This window comes from Leucobacter komagatae (assembly GCF_000834055.1).
GTDB lineage: Bacteria > Actinomycetota > Actinomycetes > Actinomycetales > Microbacteriaceae > Leucobacter > Leucobacter komagatae_A.
Map to the genome: position 1 here is coordinate 64,894 of NZ_JXSQ01000006.1, position 22,898 is coordinate 87,791.

Below are 22,898 nucleotides of genomic sequence, written 5' to 3' on the forward strand. Positions count from 1 at the left end.
GGCCCAGCGGCTATGCGATGCGCTCACCCATAGCGGAGTCGTCGAACTGAGGGGATGGCGGCGATCGCGCAGCGCTCCCCTGCTACGCTTCCGAAAGACCTGCGCCAGTCAGACACCTGGACGGCGCAAGAAAGCCGTAGTTTCAACCCGAAGGCTAAGCATTGCTCGCAACATTCCTCGTCCACTATCCCTGGATCACGCCGCTCTCGCTGCTGGGCTTCGTCGTTGTGAGCCCCTTCCTTGGGCAGTGGCTCCTCCCGAGACGCCGCCTCACGGGTGCGCTCGGTGTTGCGGCAACAGTCGCCGTTCTCGCGCTCGTCTTCATCCCGACGGGCCGTGAGCTCACCGTGAGATGCGTCGTCGAGTGGGCCCTCCCGTTCCCGCGGGCCGTCGAACCATTCGCGAACGTCGTGCTCTTTGTGCCGCTTGCCTATCTTGGGGCGCTGCTGAGCCGCCGCCCCGCCGTCGCCGGGGGCGTCGCGATCGGCGCTTCCGCGCTCATCGAGGCGACGCAGGCTGTCCTGCCCATCCTCGGGCGGAGCTGTTCGACGGGCGACTGGCTCGCAAACTCGATCGGCGCACTCATCGGAGCCGGTCTGGGGTGGGTCGCGCTGTCGCTTGCTAAGCGGAAGGGCATGGCCATGGCGGCGGCACGTCGGCCAGCTGATACCCGCGAGAGCTAACCGATCGGAGTCAGCCTGACTGCCGGATCCCACTGAACACAAAGTGGCGGCACGGGCCGAAGCCCGCGCCGCCACTCAGTGCTGAACCGCGCCCGCTACGCCGACACGAAGTAGAGTCGCTTGTTCGCGAACTCTCCGATGCCGACGGGGCCCATCTCGCGGCCGAAGCCCGAACGCTTCACACCACCGAACGGGATCTCTGCGGCCTCAGCCGCGATGATGTTCACGTGCGCCATACCGACCTCGAGCTTCGAGGCGACGCGGGCCGCACGTGCTTCATCAGTCGAGAACACGGATCCGCCGAGGCCGAGCGCGCAGTCGTTCGCGAGCTCGAGCGCCTCCTCGTCGCTGTGCACCTTGTACACGGTTGCGACGGGTCCGAAGATCTCCTCCTGGTACGACGCCGAGTCGCGGGGCACGCCTGTGAGCACGGCTGGCGAGTAGTGCGCGCCCGGCCCGTCGGAGAGCACGCCGCCGACCTCGAGCGTCGCGCCCTCTTCGACCGCGCGCTGCACCTGCGCGTTCACGGTCTCGGCCGCGGCCCGCGTCGAGAGCGGAGCGAACTCGCCCTCGCCGAGGTTGAGCTGGTCGCCAGGCACGAGGCCCGTGGCGAGCTTCTTGAGCTCGGCGACGAACTCGTCATAGATGTCTGCCATGACGATCATCCGCTTGTTCGAGTTGCAGACCTGGCCGCCGTTGTAGACCCGGAACTCCCACGCGGTCTTCGCGATCTCGGCGACGTTGTCGCTGTCGAGCACTACCATCGGGTCGATGCCGCCGAGCTCGAGCACGGCCTTCTTCAGGTGGCTGCCTGCCTGCGCGCCGATGATGGCGCCCGCACGCTCGGAGCCGGTGAGCGAGACGCCCTGCACACGGGGGTCGGCGATCATCGTGGCGATCTGATCGTGCGAGGTGAACACGGCCTGGTAGCCGCCGACGGGCACGCCTGCCTGCTCCATGATCTCCTGGATCGCGAGGTTCGACTTCGCGCAGATGTCCGCGTGCTTGAGCAGGATCGTGTTGCCGAGCACAAGGTTCGGCGCGGCGAAGCGGGCGACCTGGTAGTACGGGAAGTTCCACGGCATGACGCCGAGCAGCACGCCGACCGGGAGGTGCTCCATGACGGCTTTGCCCGGGATCGTGCTCGGGATCTCGTAGTCGGTGATGAGGCCCGGGCCGTACACCGCGTAGTACTCGATGATGTCGGTTGCGAAATCGACCTCGTCGAGACTCTCGGCAATCGACTTGCCCATCTCGACGGCGATGATCTCTGCGAGTTCCTCGCGGCGCTCCGCGAAGATCTCAGCAACCCGCTTAACGACAGCTGCGCGCTCCTGCACGCTGCGCTCGCGCCACTCGCGGAAGGCGGCGTCCGAGCTGGCGAGGTGTTCCTCAACCTGCGCGTCGGTCGCGGATTCGAAGCTCTCGATGATCTCACCCGTTGCGGGGTTTTGTACTCGATACTTCGCCATGGATATCAGTTTCCTGTCTGCACCTGCGTGCAATTACTCGGCACCCAATGGAAATGCCGTTCTCATGTGTGATTGCTCAACAGCCGGCACCGTTGCCCGGCAACTCCGACGGTCAAGCAGGTCCAGCCTACCGCTGGGCGGCAGGGAGGAAACCGAGCGGAGCTCCGGGCGCCCAGCGGCGTGAGCGTTCACGCTGCTGGGCGCCTCGTGCCGCACGACGTTGCGCGCGGAACTTCAGGAGCCAGCGCTGTTGGCTGGGCCGCCGACGCCAGCGCCGTCGCCTCGCTGGTAGACGTCGGGGATGCCGTCCTCGTCCGCGTCGACCGCATCACGGAGCGCGATCCGCCGGTATTGGCGGTTGCGCGTCGACAGCAGCACCGCGGCAAGCACAGCGGCAATGATTGAGGCAGCGAGGATCGCAACCTTGGCGGTGTCGGCCTCCGCTGTTCCCGCCTCAAAGCTGAGTTCCGCGACGAGGAGCGAGACGGTGAAGCCGATGCCCGCGAGCAGCCCGACACCGATCATGTCGATCCACCGCAGGCTGGGGTCGAGTTTGGTGCGCAAGAGCTTCGTCGTCACCCACGTCGTCAGGATGATGCCAACGGGCTTACCCAACACGAGCGCGGCAACGATCGCGAGTGTCAGCGGGTGCGCAACTGCGTCGCGGATCCCGTCAACGCCGCCCACTGAAACTCCGGCTGCGAAGAACGCGAACACGGGCACCGCGAAGCCCGCGGAGAGCGGGCGGAAGCGGTGCTCGAACTCTTCTGCGAGCCCCGGGCGATCGGACTGCGCATCGCGGTCCCCACGTCGATGCAGCACCGGGATCGTGAATCCGAGGAGCACGCCCGCGATCGTTGCGTGCACGCCCGATGCGTGCATGAGCGCCCACGCGCCGACACCGATGGGGAGCAAAACGAGCCAGGCCGCGAACGCGTGGGTGCCAAAGAAGCGGCGGTAGCGCTGCGCAATGAGCCCGTAGAGCGCGATGACCGCGAGCGACAGCACCAGTGGCAGCACCTCAATGTGGTCGGTGTAGAACACGGCGATGATGCTGATCGCGAGGAGATCGTCGACGACGGCGAGGGTGAGCAGGAAGATGCGCAGGGCCGGCGGCAAGTGCGAGCCGATGATCGCGAGGACCGCGACGGCAAAGGCGATATCGGTCGCGGTGGGGATCGCCCACCCGTCTCGCAAGTCCGCGTGCTGGGAGACGATGAGGAAGTACACGAGCGCTGGCACGGCGACCCCACCCGCCGCGGCTGAGATCGGCACAATCGCGGTACGGAACTTTTTCAGGTCTCCCGCGATGAATTCTCGCTTGAGCTCGAGCCCGACGAGGAAGAAGAAGATCGCGAGCAGACCATCAGCTGCCCAGGCGCCGAGGGAGAGCCGCAGGTGCCAGGGCTCGTATCCGATCGTGAAATCACGCAGTGCGAAGTAGCTGGCCGCTGCTGGGGAGTTTGCCCAGACAACGGCGGCGAGCGCAGCGATCACGAGGAGGATGCCGCCGACGGTTTCCTTCCGCAGCAGGGCGGCGATGCGGCGAGCTTCAGTGAAGGCGCCGTAGCGCGGGAATGTGGACTGGGGGGTCGATGAATGCAATGGGATCTCCAGCTGGTGTGCGTGCGAGGGGCATCCCGACCAGGGCAGGAACGATCACGGGCGCGCAGATCGTGGCGCGCGGAGGAGTTGCTGCGAGGTGGTCGAGGCTACATCGCTGCTGGTGTCGGGGTGGTGCCGGAGAGCATCGCTCCCCACGAGGAGACATACCCGTTCGTGCCTGGGTGGGGTATCGCCCACTCTCTCGGGGCGAACACCGCCCCACTGGCCCGATTCATCATCACCCCAATCTATCATTGCGAGGCGGTTCGCCACCCTCCGCCCTGCCACATGCGGGGCTGGGCGGAGGGTGGGCGGAGGGTGGCGCGGTGGAGCCTACGCGCGGCGACGGCGCATGAGTGCGCCCGTTCCGGCGAGCAGCAACGCGGCCGTCAGCAGCCCGGCCCCGAGCATCCCGTTACCGCCCGAGTTGGCGAGGCCCCCATCCGCTGGGGATGTTCCGGGATCGCTACCGGGATCGGAGCCGGGATCGGTGCCTGGATCGGTGCCAGGATCGGTGCCAGGGTCAGTACCGGGATCGGTGCCTGGGCCAGTGCCTGGGTCGGTAACGGTGAGGACGAGCTCGACCGTGTCGTCGCCGAAGCCGTCAGAAACAGTGACCAGCACGCGATATACCCCTGGCTTCTGCGGGGTGCCGCTCAACTCGCCCGTCGCGGCGTCAATGGTGAGACCAGCGGGCAGGCCCGCTGCGCTCCATGAGTGGTCATCTTGTGCTCGGGCAGTGAACGTGAGGGGTGACAGTGCCGTGCCCGCAGAGGTGGACACCTCGGTCACGGGTTCGAGAATTGCGGGCATTGGGGCGATGATCCGAACGGGATCGCTCGCATCGCTCTCGCCCCAAAAATCGTCGTTGTAGCTGAAGCGGTACTGCGCGGCTACCGTCTCCCTGTTCGCCGGCAACTCGAGGCTGAGCCCGTGCTCATCGATAGCTTCCCAGCTCGCTCCGCCGTCGAGCGAACGCTGCCAGGTGAAGCTGCTGCTCTTGTCGGCTTTGATGCCGCGCGCACCTACCGAGAAGTCGACGAGCTCCCCGACCTCGCTGACGGTGACGTCCGTTGGCTGCTCGGTGATCGCCGGCGTGAGGAACACGCTGATGCTCGAGTCGGGCCCGCGCTTGCCCCTCGCACCGTTGGGCGCGACCAGTTCACCGTTCGGTCGCTGCTCGAGTGAGACTGCCCCACCCGGTGTGGAGCGGAAGCTTTCTGAGCGCTTGCCCGCCGCGAAGTCGGCAACCATAACCATGCTGAAATCCAGGGAGGTTCCCCAGGCCCGGTCTTGTTGCGGAGTCGGGGCGACACCACTCATCCTGTTGCCGACACTGATTGCCTGGATGGTCTCGCCAGTTGCCGGGTCGAGCTTACTGAGAGTGTCGGTGAAGGCTGTCTGGAAGAGCGTGCCCCCTGCAGCGTCGAAGGCCATGCGGTCGTACTGCCAAACAGCTGGAGTCGAATGCACCGGGCCAAGATCGTCGAGCGTGTCGGCCGAGAGCAGCCGGTACGTCGCGCTGGCTTGGCTGCCCGCACCGATGGCCAAAGCCGAGCCGTCAGGGGTGACCTCGACGGAGCCAACTGAAGAGATCACGATGTCCCGTGTGACGTCGATCGCCCCAGTGCCGAGGTTCAGCTTGGAGACGGCCCCGAGCGAGGAAACCATGAAGAAGTACTGGCCATCAGGGCTGATCGCCTCGCGGTAGCCCGAGCCTGCGGGGACGTCCCACTGGTCGCGAATCTCGTTAGACGCCGTATCGATTACGTACACGGTGTTTTGGGCCCGCACCGCGACAACGTTCGCTGAAGTGGCCGCGCGAACGGTCGACACCCCCCCGGTGGTATTACCCACCGCGAGGGTCTTGATGTGGAGTCGGGCATCGAGGTCGAAGATCCACAGCTCCCCCGGGTTCAGCGAGTAGTCTGCGTTGTCGACGTAGGCGTATCGACCGTCAGCGCTGAGCGCCACTGTCCAGGGCATCACCGATCCCGCCTCACGCTCTCCGCTCGCGGGGTCGCCAGCGACGTTGAGGATCGGGATCCGCACGTCGAGCGGAATTTGGGGAGCAAGTACTGGCTCCCCGAGTTCTGGATCCACAACTTCGATGCCGCTCTCCCCCGGTGCATCCAGCTTGAACGGCGCGGCCGACGCGGGAGCTGATAGCTGCGCGAGGCAGAACGCCGCGAGAAGAGCCCCGCCGAGCGCGGTAGCGCGTACCCGTCGAGTGACCTGGTGCGTGGGAGCCACGACAATACCTCCGAGAGCTGTCTAAACATGGGCAATCGAGGCGCAGGCGCGGCTTGATTGAAGCTTCTTGGGAAATCATATGTTTACACGTAGAACATTCACCAGTGTTCCGTTGCAATCCGTTCCTATTTCACCCCGACCACAGAGACTGCGTGCGGGTGAGCTCGCGGATGCCATTGCGGAGTAACGCCAGTCGGATTGGCGAGATTCGAGAAAAATATAGACACAGCGTTCATTTCATGATTATATGAACGCATCGTTCATTATTGATTTGAGAGGGGCTCCCATGAGCACCACATCCACCACCGGACGCGTCGCCCTCGTTACGGGCGGAAGCGGCGGGATCGGACAGGCTGTCGTTGAGCGTCTCGCTGCGGAGGGCTACTTTGTCGCCGTGCACTACGCGAGCAACAAAGCACAGGCCGACGCGGTCAGCGCAAAGATCGTCGAGGCTGGCGGCAAGGCCATCGCGGTCGGCGGAGACGTCGCCGACGAGCACGCCATGGAAACCGCATTCGATGAGGCGGAGGCAGCCTTCGGCGGCATCGATGTTGTCATCAACACCGCTGGCATCATGGCACTGTCACCCATCACGACGCTCAATCTGGACACCCTCGACCGCATGCACCGCACCAACATCCGCGGCACCTTCGTCGTCTCCCAGCTCGCGGCGAATCGGGTCCGCCCCGGTGGCGCCATCATCAACTTCTCGACCTCGGTCACCCGAACGCAAATGCCAACATACGGCGCCTATGCAGCGAGCAAGGGTGCGGTCGAAGCAATGACGATGATCCTGGCACGCGAGCTGCGCGGTAAAGACATCACCGTCAACGCTGTCGCCCCTGGCCCCACCGCGACATCGCTGTTTCTTGAAGGTAAGGACGAGGCGACCATCGAGCATTTGGCAAAGGTTCCACCACTCGAGCGCCTCGGGCAGCCCGACGACATTGCAGAGGCCACCGCTTTCCTCGCGGGCCCGGGGCGCTGGGTCAACGGCCAGATCGTGTTCACGAACGGCGGCATGGCCTGAGACGCAGACGCAGCAACCCACTTCGGCAATTCTGCAAGCGATAGGAGCACCCATGCCAGAGACGCCCGTCTCTCCCGAAGCCGTCGCCCCGCGCCGCGGGCGCGGGCGGCGCCCCGCCGACGAGGTGCGCGCCGACGTGCTGCGAACCGTGGGCGGCATCCTGCTGCAGGAGGGCCTCGCCGACCTCACCTTCGAACGCATCGCGCGCGAATCCGGCGTGAGCAAGGCGACCCTCTACAAGTGGTGGCCATCGGTCGGCGTGCTCGCCCTCGACGGCTACTTCCACGCGGTGGAGGATGCCCTCGCTTTCCCCGATACAGGTGACATCCGCGCCGATCTCACAACTCAGCTGCACCACTTCATCGAGCTGATGACCACGACACCTGCGGGACGCCTCCTCAGCGAATTGATCGGCCAGTCGCAGATCGACCAGGATCTGGCAACCGAATACAGGCGCCTGTACTCGTCCGCGCGGCGACAGCTGGCTGCCGCCCGCCTCCGCGCCGCGCAGGATGCGGGACAGATCCGCCCCAACGTCGACGTGCAGGTTATTGTCGACCAGCTCTGGGGCGCGGTCTACAACCGGCTCCTCGTGCCAGACGAGCCGGTGACCGCAGCGTTTGGCGACGCACTCATCGGGAACCTGTTGGACGGTGTCGCAAGTTCGTAGCATACGTACCCACCTGCGGCCGTTGGCATCGCCCTCGCATGGGCCGCCTTGGCCACTGGGGCGGTTGCTGACCACGCGTGAGTGATCGTGCACGCAGAGATCAGCCCGAGTGACCGATGCGCCGGCAGGCCCGGGCTTTCCCGGAAAACCGCAGCCCCCCTCGATAGCAAGATCGTGTACCACCCAATTGACACACCTGGTGTACTATCGAGTTGATACAGGAGGTGGTTGGCTTGGCAGGAATTGCTGTGGTGCTGTACGGCGTCGTGGCCGTGCTGGTTGTTGGTCTCGCGTGGGGAACCGCGAAACGCCACGACCCGTTACGGATTGATGCCAGAGCGCAGCTCGCATTCCGGGCGGCACGGCGCCGCTCGCTTGCGGCAATCGCGCTCGCCCTCGGGCTCCTCGCGATCGGGATCGCCACCGCGCAGCTCGTGCCGCAGTGGCTCGGCGTTGGTGCCGCGCTCGCCCCGGCCCTCGCCTGCATCGGCGGACTCACCCTCTACGCGGCGATACCGCCGCTCAGGGACGACGGCGCCGAGACGCGCTACGCGGCCCCGCTGACCCGGCGCACTCCGTGGAACGTGGCCCCCAGGGCCGCACTCGCGGTGCTCGGCGCGGCGATCGTTCTGCTGATCGCGCTGCTGGTCTTCACGGGGGCGACCTCCTCCCCCGACGAGCTCGGACGCTTCCGGGCGATCACGTTCACAGCCCCGCTCTCCAGCTCAACCGCGACCCCATATCCCGGCTGGTTCTACGCGGTGCCGCTTCTCATCGGGACCGTCCTCTTGGCCGTCGCAGTGTGGGCAGCGCTGCGACGTATCGCGACGACGGCGTCCTTCCCTGGAGAGGCGCTCGAAGGGCTCGACGCCATGTGGCGGGCCCGCTCAGCAGAGATCATCGTCGGCCTCGCGACAGCCGCGGTCTGCCTCCAGCTCGGAGGCGCAGCGCTGTTTGCGGGCACAACGATGGGGGTAGCCCGCCTCCAGCCGGGCACCGCGGCCAGCTGGCAGGTGCTCGCAACGGGCCTGACACTGCTCGGCATCGTGTCTCTCCTGCTCAGCGTCGTCGCGCTGACGCTTGCCGCACTCCGAGCGTTCGCTCTCCCCAAGCGCGTTATCCGCTCCGAGTCCCAGGTTGGGAGCCCTGCGTGATCACCATCGACTCCGCCGCCCCGGTGCCGCCGTTCGAGCAGGTCAGGGAGCAGCTGGCAGACCTCATCCGCGGCGGCGATCTGCCCGGCGGCCACAGGCTGCCCTCGATCCGCCAGCTTGCGGGTGACCTTCGGATCGCGCCGGGCACAGTCGGGCGCGCCTACGCCGCGCTCGAGGCTGACGGCCTCATCGAGCTCAACCGGGCGAGCGGCACGCGGGTGCGCGAGGGCCAGGTGCTGAGCGCCGACCTCACCGAGGCCGCTAGCCAGTTCGTCGCAACCGTGCAGGGCCAGAGCGGTGCCACCTTCGAGGCCGTGCTCGGTGCGGTCCGCGCCGCGTGGGAGCGGTCAGTGGCAACCTCCTAACGGGCGTTGCACTGCTCGTCGTCGCACTGACCTGAATCCACGCCCTCACGTCCCTGCCCCTGAGGTACGAAAAGGCCAGAAGCATCTCGCCCGAGTCAACCCGCTCCAAGGCGGCCAGCGCACCGCAAATGATGAAGAATTGCGCAGCCTGAATGCCCCGTCCGGTGCGTCAACCAAGCAGAGCGCAGACGCAACTGATCTACTAAACAGGGCGACGAATGGCGATTACCGACGAACGAAGGCAGTGCGAACACCATGGGCGAGATTCCACGCGAGCAAGGCATGCTTCACGTTAGCGACGGGCAACGCATCTACTGGGAGGAGTGGGGCTCACCCGAAGGCGTGCCCGCGCTCTACCTGCACGGAGGGCCCGGTGGCACGCTCGGGGCGAGCGGGTACCGTCGTCGCTTCGATCTGAGTAGGACCCGCGTCATAGGGTTCGAGCAACGTGGCTGTGGGCGATCCACCCCACACGCGTCGGACCCCGAGACCTCCCTGGAAGCCAACACCACGGCGCATCTCATCGAAGACATAGAAAAACTCCGCGAGGAATTAGGCATCGAGGCCTGGCTCCTCAACGGCGTCTCATGGGGATCGACCCTTGCCCTGGCGTATGCGCAAGCCCATCCGCACCGCGTGAGCGGCATCGTGCTCTTTGCAGTCACCACGACAAGTCGGCAAGAAGTAGATTGGATCACCGAGGGCGTCGGCGCGATCTTTCCGGAGGCGTGGGACCGGCTTGCCTCACACGCGGAACAAAGCGGAATCGGATACCAACGCGGCAAGCAGAGGTTGGTTGAGGCGTACGCCCAACTGTTGGAGTCCCCGGATCCAACAGTCCGCGACGCAGCTTCGCGAGAATAGGCGCTCTGGGAAGATACCCATGTTTCCATTGACGCGGGAGAGCTCGCGCGTGATCCTCGGTGGGAGAACGCGGCCTACCGGCAGGCCTTTGCGCGGCTCACGACGCACTATTGGACTCACGTCGGTTTTCACGGGACGCCGCTGCTTGCCGGCATGGAGAGAATCAGGCACATCCCGGGAACGCTGATCCATGGGCGACGTGATGTTTCTGGGCCAGCGATCACCGCGTGGAACGTGCACCGTCATTGGCCCGGATCAGTCCTCGTCATCGATGAGGGTGACGGACACGGGGGCATGAGTATGGTTGAACACTGGGACCGCGCCAACGCACAACTGGTTTCTACGCTGATTGGCTAACGAGCTGTTGATTCATCGCTCTTAGACCCGCCTTCGGGGTTCGAGGGAGTCGAAACCTCGCAGATCTGGGTGTTCCCGGTCAGGGCATGCTCACGACGCCAAGGGTGACGTGATCTTGGTCGCCCGGTAGGACTCCCCGTCCTTGGCCGCACGCCACCGGGTCAGTGCTTTGTCGACAGCCGGAAGGGCAGTTGCTCCTGCACGCGCAAAGCTGCGGCACGCAGCAGATCGACATGGAATGCGACGCGTAGACGAGTGCGTTCACCTACGGGGTGAACGCCCATATCAATGACAACGGGAGCATGGACGGGGCCACCGAACACAGCGCCCGTTGGGGCCGTTGCACCGCGTCTCCTGCTCTTCTGGGCGTTCGCGGCCGTGCTGCCCGTGATGCGCTGCGGTTAGGGCGAGTCCGGCTGCGCTGCGACACGGGCGAGCATGTGCGTCATCCTGTCGTAGAGCGCCGGCAGCGCGGGGGCACTCGGGTCGTTCTCGGTGCGCACCCACTCGTCGAACGCCAATCGCAGTGCATAGGTCGCCATACTCACCGCGATGCGCGCCTCGTGGAGCCCACCCTCAAGCTGCATACGTTCGGTGATTGCGTCCGCGAACGCGATGTTGCCCCACTCCTCACTGTGGAGCGATGCGGCGTGGATCGCAGGGTTCGCCATGAGTAAACGACGGGCGCGGACGAGCTGTCGTCTCGTCTCGCCGGACGAGTCATCGAGCTTCGCAGCCGCCGCGCGGTATGCCGCGACGAGCTGGGTCAGGAGCGGCTCGCCCTCCTGCAACGTGTCGAGCAGTGCGCGGCCTGCCTCATCGAATGCGTCCTGCCCACTGACGGCCGCCACTTCTTTCGACGGGAAATAGCGGAAAAACGTGCGCGTGGAAATGCCAACGGCGGCGGCGATGTCGCCGACCGTTGTGCCTTCAACGCCTCGCTCTTCGAAGAGATCGAGGGTCGCGGCCGTGATCGCTTGGTGCAGCTCGACTCGGCGTCGCTCCCGCAAGCTCATCGGGGCGTCCCTGTCCACGTCGCTCATCCACTCTCCTCTCGGTAGCCAGCCTAGCAGCGCCTCGCCGCATTGTGACAACATGTCACGTCGTGACATAATGTCACAGTGTAACCCTTTCCGGGCCATACCTTTTGACGCACGCAACACGGATCCAGGAGAACACTTATGCAGCAGCTCACCGACAAGGTCGCCATCATCACCGGTGGCGCAGGCGGCATCGGTCGCGGCCTCACCACTGCCTTCGTGGCCGCCGGAGCGAAGGTACTCTTCGTCGACGTGGACGACGAAGCCGGCCTGTCACTCGAGCAGGAGCTCGGCGAGAACGCGCGGTTCCTCAACATCGACCTCGCCGCTCCAGGGTCAGCCGAGAGCATTCGTGACGCGGCGCTCGCTGCGTTTGGCCGCATCGACACCCTCGTGAACAACGCGAACTCCTCGACCCCCGCGCCCCTCCTCGACGTGGACGACGCCAATCTCGACCAGGTCTTCGAGTCGAGCTTCCGCCCGACGCTGAAGCTCATGCAGGCCTGCCACGGCGCGTTGGCCGAAACCAAGGGGTCGATCATCAACTTCGCCTCGGGTGCGGGCCTCAACGGCGACCCGAACCAGGGGTCGTACGCCGCCGCGAAGGAAGCGATTCGCGGTATCACTCGTGTCGCGGCCAACGAGTGGGGGCCGAACGGTATCCGCGTCAATGTCGTGTGCCCGTTCGCGCTAACTGACGGCGTTCGCTGGTGGAGTGAAACCTACCCAGAGCAAGCTGCGCACACGGTGTCCACTGTGCCGCTCGGCCGCATCGGAGACATCGCGACCGACATCGCCCCCGCAGTCGTGTTCTTCGCGAGCGACGCGTCGCAATACATCACGGGGCAGACGATCATGCTCGACGGCGGAGGCATCAAGCTGCGCTGACCCCACGCCAACGGCTTCACCCGAACGAACCGAGAGTACGCAATGACGAATGACTCAGATACCCCGCCAGCGGCGCCCCTTGCGCCAGGCATGCGCCGACTTGGGAAGGTCCTCCGGGTACTCACCGGTGACGGCGACCGGGAACTCACACCGGAGCAGATCGAGAAGAATCAGCGCGAGCTGCCGTCTAACTGGCAGACAAACCTCCTCATCGGCACATCTCATCCAGACGTGCGTTCCCATGATCGGGTGGTGAGCGCCGACGGATACGAGGTGCCCATCCGGATTTACTCCCCGGCTCAGCCGTCGGCCTCACCCCCGTTGATCGTGAACTACCACGGTGGCGGGTGGACCGTTGGCGGGCTGCGCACATCAGACTGGTTCGCGAGTCGCGTCGCTCTGCACACGGGCGCCATCGTGGTGTCGGTGGGGTACCGGCTCGCCCCACGGCACCCGTTCCCCACAGGCCTTGAGGACTGTTACGCCGCGTTTGAGTGGGCGGTGGAGCACGCTGAGGAGCTCGGGGCAGACCCCGCTCGTGTCGGCGTAATGGGGGAAAGCGCCGGGGGCAACCTTGCGACCGTCGTCGCGATGTTGGCGCGCGAGCGTTCCGGGCCCGCAATTCGGCATCAGGCGCTCGTCTACCCTGTCGTCGACGGCGCGGCCAACACCAACTCGTACCGCGAGAACGCGGAACAGGTGATCCTCACCGCGGCGGGCATGACGCGTGCGTTCGACCACTACGTCGGCGAACACGACCGCCTGGATTGGCGAGTGTCCCCGCTGCGCGCGCCCTCGCTAGCGGGGATGCCCTCGACCACCCTCATCGTCGCGGGCCACGACGTGCTCCGCGATGAGGGCCTCGCCTACGCAGGCGCCCTCCGCGCAGCGGGCGTCGGTGTCACCGTGCGCGAGTACCCGGCGATGCCCCACGGCTTCATCAATTTCCCAAAGTTCGCGCGGGATGCGGCGCCCGCTGTCGCTCTCCTCGCCGAGGGGCTTCGCACTCACCTCACCGCGGAATGATGGGAAGGATCACCCTGCTGGGGTGGATCCCGCCCGTCCGGATGCCCTGACGCGCAACCCGCAAGTCCTCATCGGTGTCGACGCCGACGGGGTTGCCGGTGTTCGGGTTCGGCTCCCACTCGGGGAAACTGCTCGAGGACACACGGATGCCGACCCGATGGCCGCGCCGGAGCAGGCACGATGTCGCCGCGAGATCCAGGGTGTAGTGGTAGGCGGCGCCCGGCACGAGCGGGCTAACGGGGATGACGTGCCGGGCGCGTACCGCCCCCTCGCAGAGGTTGAGCACGCGACCATCTGGGCGGATATCAACGAGCATTGCCGTGAAATCCGTGTCCGGTGCGTCCGTTGATGCCCACAGCTCTACTCGGACGGGACCGGTCAGCTCGAGGTCCTGCGTCAGCGGCTCCGACGTGTAGCGAATGATGTCAGACCGCTCATCAAGCGGACGCTGATCGCGGGGGCCCGCGAGCTCGCCGCCACCGCCGAGCAACCGCCCGCCGAGCGTCGGGACTGGGTCGCGCGGATCGTAGACGTACTCGTCGATGCCAGGCTGCTGCGGCAATCGCGCATCGAGCAGCCCGCCGTCATGGAAGTACCAGGGAGTGTATTGGGTACGCGCGAGCGGCCACTCCTGCTCGTCTCGCCAGACGTCCTCCCCCATGACAAACAATCGCACCCTCGGCTGTTCGGCGACGGGTTCGTCTCTGAGCCACCGCGCGAACCAGTGTGCTCGCAGCTCGGTGATGTCGATCGCCGCTTCGGCGGTGAAATCGACTTCCCCGACGAGCTGTTGCCCCGGGTGCCAGTGGTCCCATGGCCCGATCACCAGGTGCTGTGCCTGCTGTGCGCGTTCGCTCGGGGCTTCGCGCCGCATGCCCTGATACACGCGCAGCATCGCACCCAGGTGGATGTCGTACCAACTTGCGATGTGCAGCGCGGGCAGGTCGATACCGCTGACGTGCGAAGTGGGGTTGATGCGCCGCCACCACGAGTCGTCGCTCCGCTCGTGACTAAACGCCTCATCCAACCAGGTGTCTCTGCCCTGCCACAGTGGATTGTCCCGGAATGGACGCGTCCGCAGGATCGCGTCCATCACCTCGCGGGTTTGCGCCTGCGCGTCCCTGAGTCGCTCCACCTCGCCGGCTCGCGCTGCCGTTTGGATCTCTGCGGTCAGGTCGCGCAGCCGATGGAGCAGCGGATCCTCAACACCCCAGGTCTCCGCCATCTCTGAGATGACGAGCGCTGTCCATCCGATCCGCAGCGCGAGGCGGAACGTACCGCCAGAATCGAAGGTACCTTCCCAGTAGTCGCCCGCGCAGGCCTCTGGGGCGATGACCTCGAGATGCGGCGGGTGCGTCTGCGCGGCCAGCCACTGGGTCGATCCGCCATAGGACTGCCCGAACATACCGACTCTGCCGTTGGACCATGGCTGCGCGGCAGCCCACTCGACGGTGTCGTAGCCGTCGTCAACTTCCGAGTGCACGTAAATCCACTCGCCCTCGGAGTCGAACCGACCACGGCAGTGCTGGATGACGACGGCGACCCCGCCGCTGCCAGGCGCGCAGGCTGCAGCGACTGCACGGCGAGATCCAGCGCGTACGGCGTACGCGACAGGAGGACCGGGACGGCCGCCACACCTCGCGGGCGCCAGACATGCGCGGAGAGCACGACGCCGTCACGCATCGGCACCGGGACGCCGCTTTCCTCGATCACGTCCGTCGAGATTGCTTCTTGCATCATCGTTCGCCACCCGCAGCCGGAGCGCGTGTGATCGCCGCCCACCGCGGATCACCTTCCTTGCCGATCTCAGGGATCCTCAGCACTGCGAGCGCCCCAACAACCGCGAAGCCAGCGAGCGTGACATAGAACGCGGTGAATCCACCGAGGGCCAGCAGCATCGGCGCGATAAACGGCACGAACGACTGCGGGAGCGTGTTGGCCATGTTGAAAATCGACATGTCCTTGCCAACGTTCTCGGCATCTGGCAGCACTCGGACACACAGGGCGTTGTCGATCGACAGGAACATACCGACACCAATACCGAGCACGGCGGACCCGAGCAGCGCGATGCCGATCGACTGGGATGTTCCGGTGATGACGAGCGCTCCGGCCGAGATGAGCCCGCCCAACAGAACGAAAGGCTTCTGCCGTTGGAGACGGTCGGAGATGAAGCCAGCCAGGACGCTCGTAATCGAGATCACCACGACGGGAATGATGGCGAGAACGACCGCAAGTTGCGTCACCTCCTCGGGTGTGACGCCGAACCGATCCATGAGGAAAAGTACGCTGTACGTGCTGCTCGCGTAGCCGCAGGTGACGAGAAAGCGGACGATCCACGCCCAACCGAACGCCGGGTGGCGTAGCGGGTTGATCCAGAATGATTTCGCGAGTGCACCGACGCCGAGCCGCTGCCCGACCTCGCCCGCGCGAACTCCCTGCGGCCGCTCCTGCGGCGGATCGCGCAACAGTAGCGTGGCGACGACGGCGAACGTTGCTGCCGCGATCGCGATGACCAACCACTGCATCCGCGGGACCGAGAACGCGCCGACGATGGAGAAGCCGATGATCGGCCCGATCGCGCCTGCCATTCCGAGCAGGCCTGACACCGAGCCACGTCGCGTCGGCGGAACCTGGTCGGCGAGCAGTGCCGTCGTAGCGGCGTGCTGGAAGGCGAAACATGAGATCACGAGGCACCAGGCCACAACCACCTGCCACACTTCAGTGGCGTACGAGAGCGCGACGAGCATCGCGGCGCCCGCGAGCCCGCCGGTGAGGATCCAGGTGCGGCGGCGTCCCAGTCTGGCGAACGTGCGGTCACTGATCCGGCCGGCGAGGGGGTTGGCGATGAGCCCGATGAGCCCGCCGAAGCCCGCGACAACGCCGAACGAGGCGGCAGCGCCTGTGGTGCCCTCGATCCTCGTCATTTGCAGCGCGAGCAGCAGGTTCAGTGGCGTAAGTAAAGCGATGTATTTCCCTGTCACTGACAGGGTCATGGCGGCGGTGAGCCGACGCAGCGGCGTTGCTGCAGTCCACTCTGTCGCCGGCGTGGCCGTGGTGGCCTCCGCTTCGGGCATAGGGCGTCCTAACTGTCGGGTGGATCCGAGTTATGCATGGTCAGTCGATAATTGGAATGTGCAGAACCGATGCGCCATCGCCGCAGGCAACCGTGACAGCACCGTCTTCGGCGACACGGTCGATTAGCGGGTAGTCCTCGCTCGCGAGAACGACGCGGAGGGCGTGGCCGGCTCCGAGCCGGTGGTGCATCGGCCACAACTGGATGCTCAGCGGATACGAGGCGCCCGGCTCAACCGGCGCGAGCGCAGCGTGTCCCTCGCGGTGGCTCGCGCGGAGCCAGCCGTTGCCGATGCGTGAGCTGGTGCCGTCTGGTGCGACGTCCTCCACGATGACGGCGACGACACCGTCAGCCGCCTCAAAACTCGCGGTGATGTCGGCACGGATCGATCCGGCGATGACGAGGTCACGCTCGAGCGATGCCGAGTCGAAGGTGAGCCGGCCGCCGATCGCGGGGAAATCACGGGCGCCCTGCTCGCACGCTGAGTCGGTCGAGACGGCCCCGTCTGCGCCGAGCTCCCACACGCTCTGGCGCGCTTCAGTGGGAGGCCACTGGGAGAAGTTCACCCACCCACCTGCGGGCATCTCGTAGGACGTCCCCCGCGTAGCAGGGAGTGCGCCCTGGTGATCCTCCGAGAGCCAGTGATCCCACCAGGCGAGGTATCCGGCAGCTCCGATATCCTCCTGCTGACCGGGAACCATGCCATGGGACCAGGGGCCTGCGATCGTCCAGGCGCGATCGCCCAACGCCTCGGCCGATTCAGCCATTCCGCCGCGGTAGGGGTCTTCCCAGCCGCCGACGAGCAGTGCCGGCACGGTGAAGGCGTCCCAGCGCTCCTTCACACTGCGCTCGCGCCAAAAATCGTCGAAGAGCGGATGCTGCGGGTACGTCTCCAAGGTCGCTGGGGCAGTTGCCTGCTGCCATTCGCGGATCGTCGCGTTGGGCACACCACCGCGGTAGATCGTGTTCTCATACCAGTCGCTGAATGCCTGAATCGCGATCACCGTGACGAGGTGGGGGGCATCGTTGACTGCGGCGAGCATTGAGTTATGCCCGCCATAGCTGACACCCATTTGACCGATCCGGCCGGTGCAGAACGGGCGGGCGGCGAGCCATTCGATGATGTCGACGTCGTCGCGCTGCTCCTGCGCGCTGAACGGGTCGATCTCGCCAGGAGAGTCGCCCGAGCCCCGCACGCTGCAGAGCAGTACGACATAGCCTCGAGTCACGTATGGCTGCGCACCCTTACCCATCATCGAGACCGCGCCGTAGCCGTTGAACTCGAGCACGATCCCGGGAAAAATGCCCGGGGCTGGCAGCCCATCGGGGCCCGCTGGGCGGTGCAGCTCACCAGCGAGTTCTACCCCGTCGCGCATGGGTACGCGAACGGATTCGACGTGCACGCCGAACTCTTCAGGCCTGTCGTAGTAGAAGAATGGATCGGTCGAGGTGATCGTCGGCGGAGCGACCGTCAAGCCGTGCTCTTCGGCATAGCGAGCCATCTGTTCGGCGGGTGAAAGTTGTTCAGACATGGATTCTCTCTTCGTTCAGGTAGGCAGCGGCAGACCGCGTTTGCTGGCGGTCGGGGAGTTCGAGGTCGAGCAGGGATGAGCCGAGCGATTTGCCGTGCGCATCGAGCGCCAGCGAGCGCGTCACCCCGCCTGCGAGAGCCTCATGGATGACAAATTTGAGGGCGTGGAGTTGGGGCACCTCGAACCGCTCAACGGCGCCGATCCCCATGGATGCGAAATACTCCTCGATGCGCTCCACCGTGAGGACCTCGACGAGAAACGCGTAGTCCTCTGGGCGGTGGGCAATCACCGAGATATCTGAAATGGCGCCCTTGTCTCCAGCCCGGCTGTGGGCGAGTGTGTGCAGCTTCACGCGGGAACCCCCTCGAGCAGCGTCACCGTGTGCTCCACCAGCTCGCGCGGCAGGAACGTCGACGCCACGGCGAGGTTCTCTCGCGCGTTCCGTGTGGCGCCGGCTCCGCCGGAGGGCCCGTTGAGCCAGAGCGCGGCCACCTCATGACCGATGCGTCTGGCTCCCTCGAGGTCGGGGGCACGTCCGATCACACGCACGCGCACCTCAGCGATGTCGGGGTCGGGTCGCATGGGGCCGCGTCTCACGGCGTCCACTCCGATGAGTTCGTAACGCATGTCCGTGACGTCAAGGCGCAGCATCTCGATCCGTTCCCGAATGATGCCGATCGCCAGTCTTCCCCGCGCGACCGCGTTGGGGCCGGCATAGGAGATCTGGCCCTCACCGATGCAGCCGTCCGCGTATCCAACGGATACCTTGAGTGTCGCCGGGCGCTCGCTCCCGGTCGCTCCGCGCACAGCGACCCGATCGGGCCCAACCTGCGTGAGCGTCACCTGCGAGAAGTCCGCGACGACGTCGGGTGTGAGGTACCTGGCTGGGTCGTGGACCTCGTACAGCAGCTGCTCGGTGACGGTGCCGACCGTCACCATGCCGCCGGTTCCTGGCACCTTGGTAATGATGCACGAGCCGTCTTCATCGACCTCGGCAAGTGGGAAGCCGAGGTCTGCAAGGCCGGGTACATCTTTCACTCCGGGGTCGGCAAAGTATCCCCCGGTGACGTGGCCTGCGCATTCGAGTAGGTGCCCTACGGCGGTCCCTGCTCCGAGCCGCTCCCAGTCGTCCGAGGACCAGCCGAACTCGTGCACGAGCGGGGCAAGGAAGAGCGACGGATCAGCGACGCGACCGGTGATGATGATGTCTGCATCGAGCCGAAGGGCTTCGAGAATAGGGGCGATACCCAAATACGCGTTCGTAGAAATGACGTTGTTGAGCGACGCAACGGTGCCGGGTTGCTCCCACAGTGGCAGACTCGTCCCTCGCACCTGTTCGAAGACGTCGTCACCCGTGACGACAACGATCTTGAGGTGCCCCAGGCCTTTTCGCTGCGCCATGTGTGCGACACGTTCCGCTGCGGCGAGCGGATTCGCGCCGCCCATGTTGGTGATGATGCGCACACCCCGGCTCGCGGCTTCTTCCATGACGGCGTCGAAGCGAGCTTCGAGGAATTCGTTGAACCCCGCATCCGCGTCAACGAGACGCGCGGCCTGCGCAAGTGTGATCGTGCGCTCAGCGAGGCACTCGAAGACGAGATAGTCCAGCTTCCCTTCCTCGACGAGCCGCAGGGCGGGTTCGACACGGTCTTCGGCAAAGCCGGCACCGCAACCTATTCGGATCGTTGGCATGATGTCCTCCTGCTTTTATCCTGAACCCGCTATTCATAAACGTCAATGCACAAGATCTCATGCATTGATACGCTCTACTCATGGAACCAACGATTGCTCAGCTCCGACTTATCGACAGGGTTGCACGCAGCGGCTCGTTCACGGTCGCTGCGCAGGAGTCCCGCCTCACCCAACCCGCGCTCAGCCGCACCGTGCGAGACGTCGAGCGCGGCATGCAGGTGCGACTGTTCGAGCGAACAACGCGCTCCGTCACGCTGACAGCGGATGGAGCGGCCTTCATCGAAGTCGCCCGCGATGCTCTCGCCGCCTACGACAACGCACTCGGTCGCTTCGCCGCGTACCGCGCGGCCGAGTCCGGAACAGTGACAGTCGCCGCGCTGCCCTCAGTGGCAGCGGGGCGACTGCCGTCGCTGCTCGCCGCGTTCGCCGGCGACCACCCCGACGTGACACTGCACGTTCTCGACGGCGATCACGCCGAGGTGCTTGAGTATCTCCGCTCCGGAGCCGCCGATATCGCCATCACCGAGCAGCCAAAACCGGAGGAGGGGCTGGGCGTGCACCCGCTTCACGAGGATGCGCTCCTCGCTCTCCTCCCCCGAGACCACCCGCTCAGCAGTAACGACACCGTGACGTGGCGCGAGCTCGCGGCGTACACCGTCATCCGGCTGTCACCCGGCAGCAGCGTCGCGCAGCTCGCCGCCTCGGGATTCGCGGCGGCGGAGGCCTCGCCCTCGCGGGTGATCAGCACCCGCACCGTCGCGATCGCCGGAGGAATGGTGGCTGCCGGACTTGGCGTCACCACCATTACGGAGTCCGTGCTCCCACTGGTCGATTCAGACGCCGTCGTGAGTCGCCCACTGATCGAGCCGTCACTGTCGCGCCGGCTCGCCGTCGTCTACCGTCGTTCTCCCGCGCTCCCGCCCGCTGGGCAGGCGCTACTCGCCCGTATCTGTGGAGACGACGCCGCCTCCCATGCAGCGCGGCGGGCCGGCAGCGAGCGACCTGCGACCTGACCGGCCGCCGCTGCTCACTCGTGCAACACGACGACCTTATCCGCGGCACCGGGAACGCGCGCGAGCTCGAGCGCGTCGATCGCCTGGTCAAACGGCAGGGTGTCGCTCACGATCACCGCGTACTTTTCCCAATTCTCGACGATGTCATCGGTGACCTCGAAGATCTCCGTTGGATACCCCATCGACAACACGACTGTCAGCTCGCTCGCGAGCATCTGCCCGAGATCGAATTCGACTGGCTTCTTGTGCACGGCGACGATGCCGAGCGTAGCGCCGTGCTGAGCGATTGAGGCGACAATCTTCGGCACGGGCGGGGCGCCGGCCGCGTCGAGGAAGATGTTGGTGCCCGGTCGCGCCCCTGGGACAAACCGGCTCGATCCGTCGCCGTGCAGTTCGATAAGGCGCTGCGACACATCCTCCTCTGCGGAGTTGATGACCGCGTCCGCTCCGACTTCCAGCGCCTTCGCGAGGCGCGAGGGGATGATGTCAACCACCACAATGTGCGCGACACCGGCCCGTCGGTAGCCGAGAACGGCGCCAAGGCCGATCGGGCCCGCCCCGAACACGACGACGCGATCACGGGCTCCCGGTGCCGTGCGGTTCACCGCGTGCAGCGCCACTGCCATCGGCTCGTTGAGGGCGGCGACCTCCCACGGAATGTGTGACGGGATCACCTTGAGCTGGCGGTTCGCGACAGCATCGCGGACTACGACGAATTCGGACAGCGCCCCCTGGGCGCCACCGCTGCCGAGCAGCCCATCGGTGAACGCCATCGTATCGACGACGACGTGGTCGCCGACGGCGAAGCCCGTTACCTCGGCCCCCACCTCGATCACCTCGCCCGCGGGTTCGTGCCCGAGGGGCGTCGCGCCGTGGCGCGGAGGGATCCCGCCAAGATTCGCATACATGGCGTCAGACCCGCAGATGCCGCACGCGCGAATCTTGAGCAGCACATCGGTGGGGCCTGCGGTCGGAGCATCCACCTCCACCCATTCGATTTGATCGGGACCGGTGACATACACAGACTTCATTGTGCCCATTTCCTTTTCGTTGTGACGAGGTGGTTGTCATGCTAGTTACTAACTCGAATTAGTGCTACCGTTGGGGCCGTGCCTCCCACCTCATCTCCCCCGCCGCGAGCCACCCGAAGCGACGTGGCGAAGGCGGCTGGGGTGTCCCCCGCCACGGTGAGCTTCGTCCTCAATGAGACTCCAGGGCAGGTGCTCAGGGAGGAGACCCGCGACCGGGTGCGCGCTGCAGCCAAGCAACTGCACTATCAGCCGCATCGGATCGCGCGCGCACTGCGAGCGGGCAGCTCCCCCGTCGTGCTCCTCGACATCGGCCCAATCTGGGGCGGCCACATCCTCGACGGTTTCGTTCAGGGAATGCGCGACGAGCTTGTCACGGAGGGGCTGACGCTGCTCGTGCGGCGCGGAGACGAAGCACCACTCGACGAGATGATCGACGCCGTCGCACCCCGTGCCTTCGTTGGGCTGCCGAGCGAGTACACCGGAGGATCGCACTCTGGGAGGGTGGAAATCGAAGAGGGCGGCAGGCTGGATGGACTCGCCGCTCACGCCCACACGCAACTCGGGTTCCTCGCGCGTCTCGGCCACCGCCACATCGCGGTCGCGACGCCCGCAACGTCGGATGCGAGCGCTCGCCGAATCGTCGACTTGCGACTGCAGCATGCCGCGGCTGTGAGGTCGGAGCTCGGCCTCACCCAGGTCACGGAACTCCCGCTCACGGAATCCCCTGAAGACGATCGCGCGACGGTCGCAGCGCTGCTGTCCGACACACCTGAGATCACCGCGGTGGCCGCACTCGATGACATGCTCGCCATGCGCACCCTGCGGGCAGCGGACGATTTGGGGATCGACGTACCCGCAGATCTGGCCGCCATCGGGTTCGGCAACAGCGCCGTGGGCTCACTGTGGAAGCCCGCCCTGACTACGGTCGAGATCGACGCGGTGGCCTTCGGCCACAGGGCCGCGCGTCTCGCACTGGGCAAGCCCGTCGGAGAGTTCGCCCGCCCCGCCTCGCGAGTCATCGTGCGCGAGTCGACCTGATACGCCAGGCCCCTACGGGTTCGACCAACGAACCGCATGGCACGCCGAGTGCGGGTCACCGCGCTGCGCGACGCGGCGCAGCACAGGAGGCGGCGGCACCAAATAATGCAGA

The 22,898-nt window shown here is 65.9% G+C and carries 21 protein-coding genes and 1 pseudogene; 10 read left to right on the forward strand and 12 right to left on the reverse strand.

Going from position 1 to position 22,898, the window contains the following annotated elements:
* Positions 1-161 precede the first annotated feature (161 nt).
* Positions 162-683, forward strand: a complete 522-nt coding sequence (locus SD72_RS06460; RefSeq protein ID WP_052492520.1) for a VanZ family protein — start codon at positions 162-164, stop codon at positions 681-683.
* A 95-nt stretch (positions 684-778) separates the two neighbouring features.
* Here SD72_RS06460 and SD72_RS06465 read toward each other — a convergent pair whose 3' ends face one another.
* The 4 genes from SD72_RS06465 to SD72_RS17705 all read right to left on the reverse strand — a co-directional run bounded on the left by SD72_RS06465 (position 779) and on the right by SD72_RS17705 (position 6,013).
* Entirely contained in the window at positions 779-2,155 is a 1,377-nt protein-coding gene (locus tag SD72_RS06465) for an NAD-dependent succinate-semialdehyde dehydrogenase (protein WP_042543620.1), read from the reverse strand.
* Between the two features lie 234 nt (positions 2,156-2,389).
* A complete protein-coding gene (gene nhaA / locus SD72_RS06470) occupies positions 2,390-3,766 on the reverse strand; it encodes a Na+/H+ antiporter NhaA (RefSeq protein ID WP_042543621.1) in 1,377 nt (458 codons plus the stop codon).
* A gap of 101 nt (positions 3,767-3,867) precedes the next feature.
* A complete protein-coding gene (locus SD72_RS18450; protein WP_269745567.1) occupies positions 3,868-3,999 on the reverse strand; it encodes a hypothetical protein in 132 nt (43 codons plus the stop codon).
* 94 nt (positions 4,000-4,093) lie between these two features.
* Complete coding sequence (locus tag SD72_RS17705; RefSeq protein ID WP_042543622.1) at positions 4,094-6,013, reverse strand: putative Ig domain-containing protein; 1,920 nt, start codon at positions 6,011-6,013, stop codon at positions 4,094-4,096.
* A gap of 286 nt (positions 6,014-6,299) precedes the next feature.
* Between SD72_RS17705 and SD72_RS06480 the strand changes: the two genes are divergently transcribed.
* The 5 genes from SD72_RS06480 (at position 6,300) to SD72_RS18575 (ending at position 10,096) form a co-directional block, all read left to right on the forward strand.
* Positions 6,300-7,043 carry an SDR family oxidoreductase gene (locus SD72_RS06480; protein WP_042543623.1) on the forward strand — a complete coding sequence of 248 codons (744 nt, stop codon included), beginning with the start codon at positions 6,300-6,302 and terminating at the stop codon, positions 7,041-7,043.
* A gap of 52 nt (positions 7,044-7,095) precedes the next feature.
* A complete protein-coding gene (locus SD72_RS06485) occupies positions 7,096-7,713 on the forward strand; it encodes a TetR/AcrR family transcriptional regulator C-terminal ligand-binding domain-containing protein (RefSeq protein WP_042543624.1) in 618 nt (205 codons plus the stop codon).
* 233 nt (positions 7,714-7,946) lie between these two features.
* Entirely contained in the window at positions 7,947-8,867 is a 921-nt protein-coding gene (locus SD72_RS16880; RefSeq protein WP_157000484.1) for a hypothetical protein, read from the forward strand.
* Positions 8,864-9,232, forward strand: coding sequence for a GntR family transcriptional regulator (locus SD72_RS06495; RefSeq protein ID WP_042543625.1), 369 nt, complete (start codon positions 8,864-8,866; stop codon positions 9,230-9,232). The genes SD72_RS16880 and SD72_RS06495 overlap by 4 nt, the downstream gene beginning before the upstream one ends.
* A 255-nt stretch (positions 9,233-9,487) precedes the next feature.
* Positions 9,488-10,096: an alpha/beta fold hydrolase gene (locus SD72_RS18575; protein ID WP_332307494.1), complete on the forward strand. Its 609-nt coding sequence runs from the start codon at positions 9,488-9,490 to the stop codon at positions 10,094-10,096.
* Between the two features lie 758 nt (positions 10,097-10,854).
* Here the strand turns inward: SD72_RS18575 and SD72_RS06505 are convergent.
* Positions 10,855-11,496 (reverse strand): TetR family transcriptional regulator, encoded by a 642-nt coding sequence (locus tag SD72_RS06505; protein WP_042543626.1) that lies wholly within the window; start codon positions 11,494-11,496, stop codon positions 10,855-10,857.
* Between the two features lie 138 nt (positions 11,497-11,634).
* Between SD72_RS06505 and SD72_RS06510 the strand changes: the two genes are divergently transcribed.
* A complete protein-coding gene (locus SD72_RS06510) occupies positions 11,635-12,381 on the forward strand; it encodes an SDR family NAD(P)-dependent oxidoreductase (RefSeq protein ID WP_042543627.1) in 747 nt (248 codons plus the stop codon).
* A gap of 42 nt (positions 12,382-12,423) precedes the next feature.
* Positions 12,424-13,407 (forward strand): alpha/beta hydrolase, encoded by a 984-nt coding sequence (locus SD72_RS16885; RefSeq protein WP_052492522.1) that lies wholly within the window; start codon positions 12,424-12,426, stop codon positions 13,405-13,407.
* Here the strand turns inward: SD72_RS16885 and SD72_RS17910 are convergent.
* The 6 genes and pseudogenes from SD72_RS17910 to SD72_RS06545 all read right to left on the reverse strand — a co-directional run bounded on the left by SD72_RS17910 (position 13,394) and on the right by SD72_RS06545 (position 19,704).
* The gene (locus tag SD72_RS17910; protein WP_084766852.1) at positions 13,394-15,058 is read right to left on the reverse strand and encodes a CocE/NonD family hydrolase; all 1,665 of its coding nucleotides are present in this window, start codon (positions 15,056-15,058) and stop codon (positions 13,394-13,396) included. The genes SD72_RS16885 and SD72_RS17910 overlap by 14 nt on opposite strands.
* A pseudogene (locus SD72_RS18675) lies at positions 14,995-15,147 on the reverse strand (CocE/NonD family hydrolase); the annotation flags it as partial. The gene SD72_RS17910 and the pseudogene SD72_RS18675, both read right to left, overlap by 64 nt.
* The gene (locus SD72_RS06530) at positions 15,144-16,481 is read right to left on the reverse strand and encodes an MFS transporter (protein ID WP_042543630.1); all 1,338 of its coding nucleotides are present in this window, start codon (positions 16,479-16,481) and stop codon (positions 15,144-15,146) included. The gene SD72_RS06530 and the pseudogene SD72_RS18675, both read right to left, overlap by 4 nt.
* A 40-nt stretch (positions 16,482-16,521) precedes the next feature.
* A complete protein-coding gene (locus tag SD72_RS06535) occupies positions 16,522-18,012 on the reverse strand; it encodes a CocE/NonD family hydrolase (protein WP_052492524.1) in 1,491 nt (496 codons plus the stop codon).
* The gene (locus SD72_RS06540; protein ID WP_042543631.1) at positions 18,005-18,364 is read right to left on the reverse strand and encodes an AtuA-related protein; all 360 of its coding nucleotides are present in this window, start codon (positions 18,362-18,364) and stop codon (positions 18,005-18,007) included. The genes SD72_RS06535 and SD72_RS06540 overlap by 8 nt, the downstream gene beginning before the upstream one ends.
* Positions 18,361-19,704, reverse strand: coding sequence for an acyclic terpene utilization AtuA family protein (locus tag SD72_RS06545; protein WP_042543632.1), 1,344 nt, complete (start codon positions 19,702-19,704; stop codon positions 18,361-18,363). The genes SD72_RS06540 and SD72_RS06545 overlap by 4 nt, the downstream gene beginning before the upstream one ends.
* An 80-nt stretch (positions 19,705-19,784) precedes the next feature.
* On the opposite strand from SD72_RS06545, the gene SD72_RS06550 reads away from it, so the two are divergent.
* Positions 19,785-20,717 carry a LysR family transcriptional regulator gene (locus tag SD72_RS06550; RefSeq protein ID WP_052492525.1) on the forward strand — a complete coding sequence of 311 codons (933 nt, stop codon included), beginning with the start codon at positions 19,785-19,787 and terminating at the stop codon, positions 20,715-20,717.
* Positions 20,718-20,731: 14 nt separating this feature from the next.
* Here the strand turns inward: SD72_RS06550 and SD72_RS06555 are convergent, their stop codons facing one another.
* Positions 20,732-21,748: a zinc-dependent alcohol dehydrogenase gene (locus tag SD72_RS06555; protein WP_042543722.1), complete on the reverse strand. Its 1,017-nt coding sequence runs from the start codon at positions 21,746-21,748 to the stop codon at positions 20,732-20,734.
* 123 nt (positions 21,749-21,871) lie between these two features.
* Here SD72_RS06555 and SD72_RS06560 point away from each other — a divergent pair, with 123 nt between their 5' ends.
* Positions 21,872-22,786 (forward strand): LacI family DNA-binding transcriptional regulator, encoded by a 915-nt coding sequence (locus SD72_RS06560; RefSeq protein ID WP_042543633.1) that lies wholly within the window; start codon positions 21,872-21,874, stop codon positions 22,784-22,786.
* The last annotated feature ends 112 nt before the right edge of the window (positions 22,787-22,898 follow it).

Coding starts and splice junctions, on each gene's coding strand:
- SD72_RS06505 (WP_042543626.1), bottom strand. CDS start 11,496: ATGAGCGACGTGGACAGGGACGCCCCGATGAGCTTGCGGGAGCGACGC.
- SD72_RS06480 (WP_042543623.1), top strand. CDS start 6,300: ATGAGCACCACATCCACCACCGGACGCGTCGCCCTCGTTACGGGCGGA.
- SD72_RS16885 (WP_052492522.1), top strand. CDS start 12,424: ATGACGAATGACTCAGATACCCCGCCAGCGGCGCCCCTTGCGCCAGGC.
- SD72_RS06555 (WP_042543722.1), bottom strand. CDS start 21,748: ATGAAGTCTGTGTATGTCACCGGTCCCGATCAAATCGAATGGGTGGAG.
- SD72_RS06465 (WP_042543620.1), bottom strand. CDS start 2,155: ATGGCGAAGTATCGAGTACAAAACCCCGCAACGGGTGAGATCATCGAG.
- SD72_RS06510 (WP_042543627.1), top strand. CDS start 11,635: ATGCAGCAGCTCACCGACAAGGTCGCCATCATCACCGGTGGCGCAGGC.
- SD72_RS06535 (WP_052492524.1), bottom strand. CDS start 18,012: ATGTCTGAACAACTTTCACCCGCCGAACAGATGGCTCGCTATGCCGAA.
- SD72_RS06545 (WP_042543632.1), bottom strand. CDS start 19,704: ATGCCAACGATCCGAATAGGTTGCGGTGCCGGCTTTGCCGAAGACCGT.
- SD72_RS06485 (WP_042543624.1), top strand. CDS start 7,096: ATGCCAGAGACGCCCGTCTCTCCCGAAGCCGTCGCCCCGCGCCGCGGG.
- SD72_RS06550 (WP_052492525.1), top strand. CDS start 19,785: ATGGAACCAACGATTGCTCAGCTCCGACTTATCGACAGGGTTGCACGC.
- SD72_RS18450 (WP_269745567.1), bottom strand. CDS start 3,999: ATGATGAATCGGGCCAGTGGGGCGGTGTTCGCCCCGAGAGAGTGGGCG.
- SD72_RS06530 (WP_042543630.1), bottom strand. CDS start 16,481: ATGCCCGAAGCGGAGGCCACCACGGCCACGCCGGCGACAGAGTGGACT.
- SD72_RS18575 (WP_332307494.1), top strand. CDS start 9,488: ATGGGCGAGATTCCACGCGAGCAAGGCATGCTTCACGTTAGCGACGGG.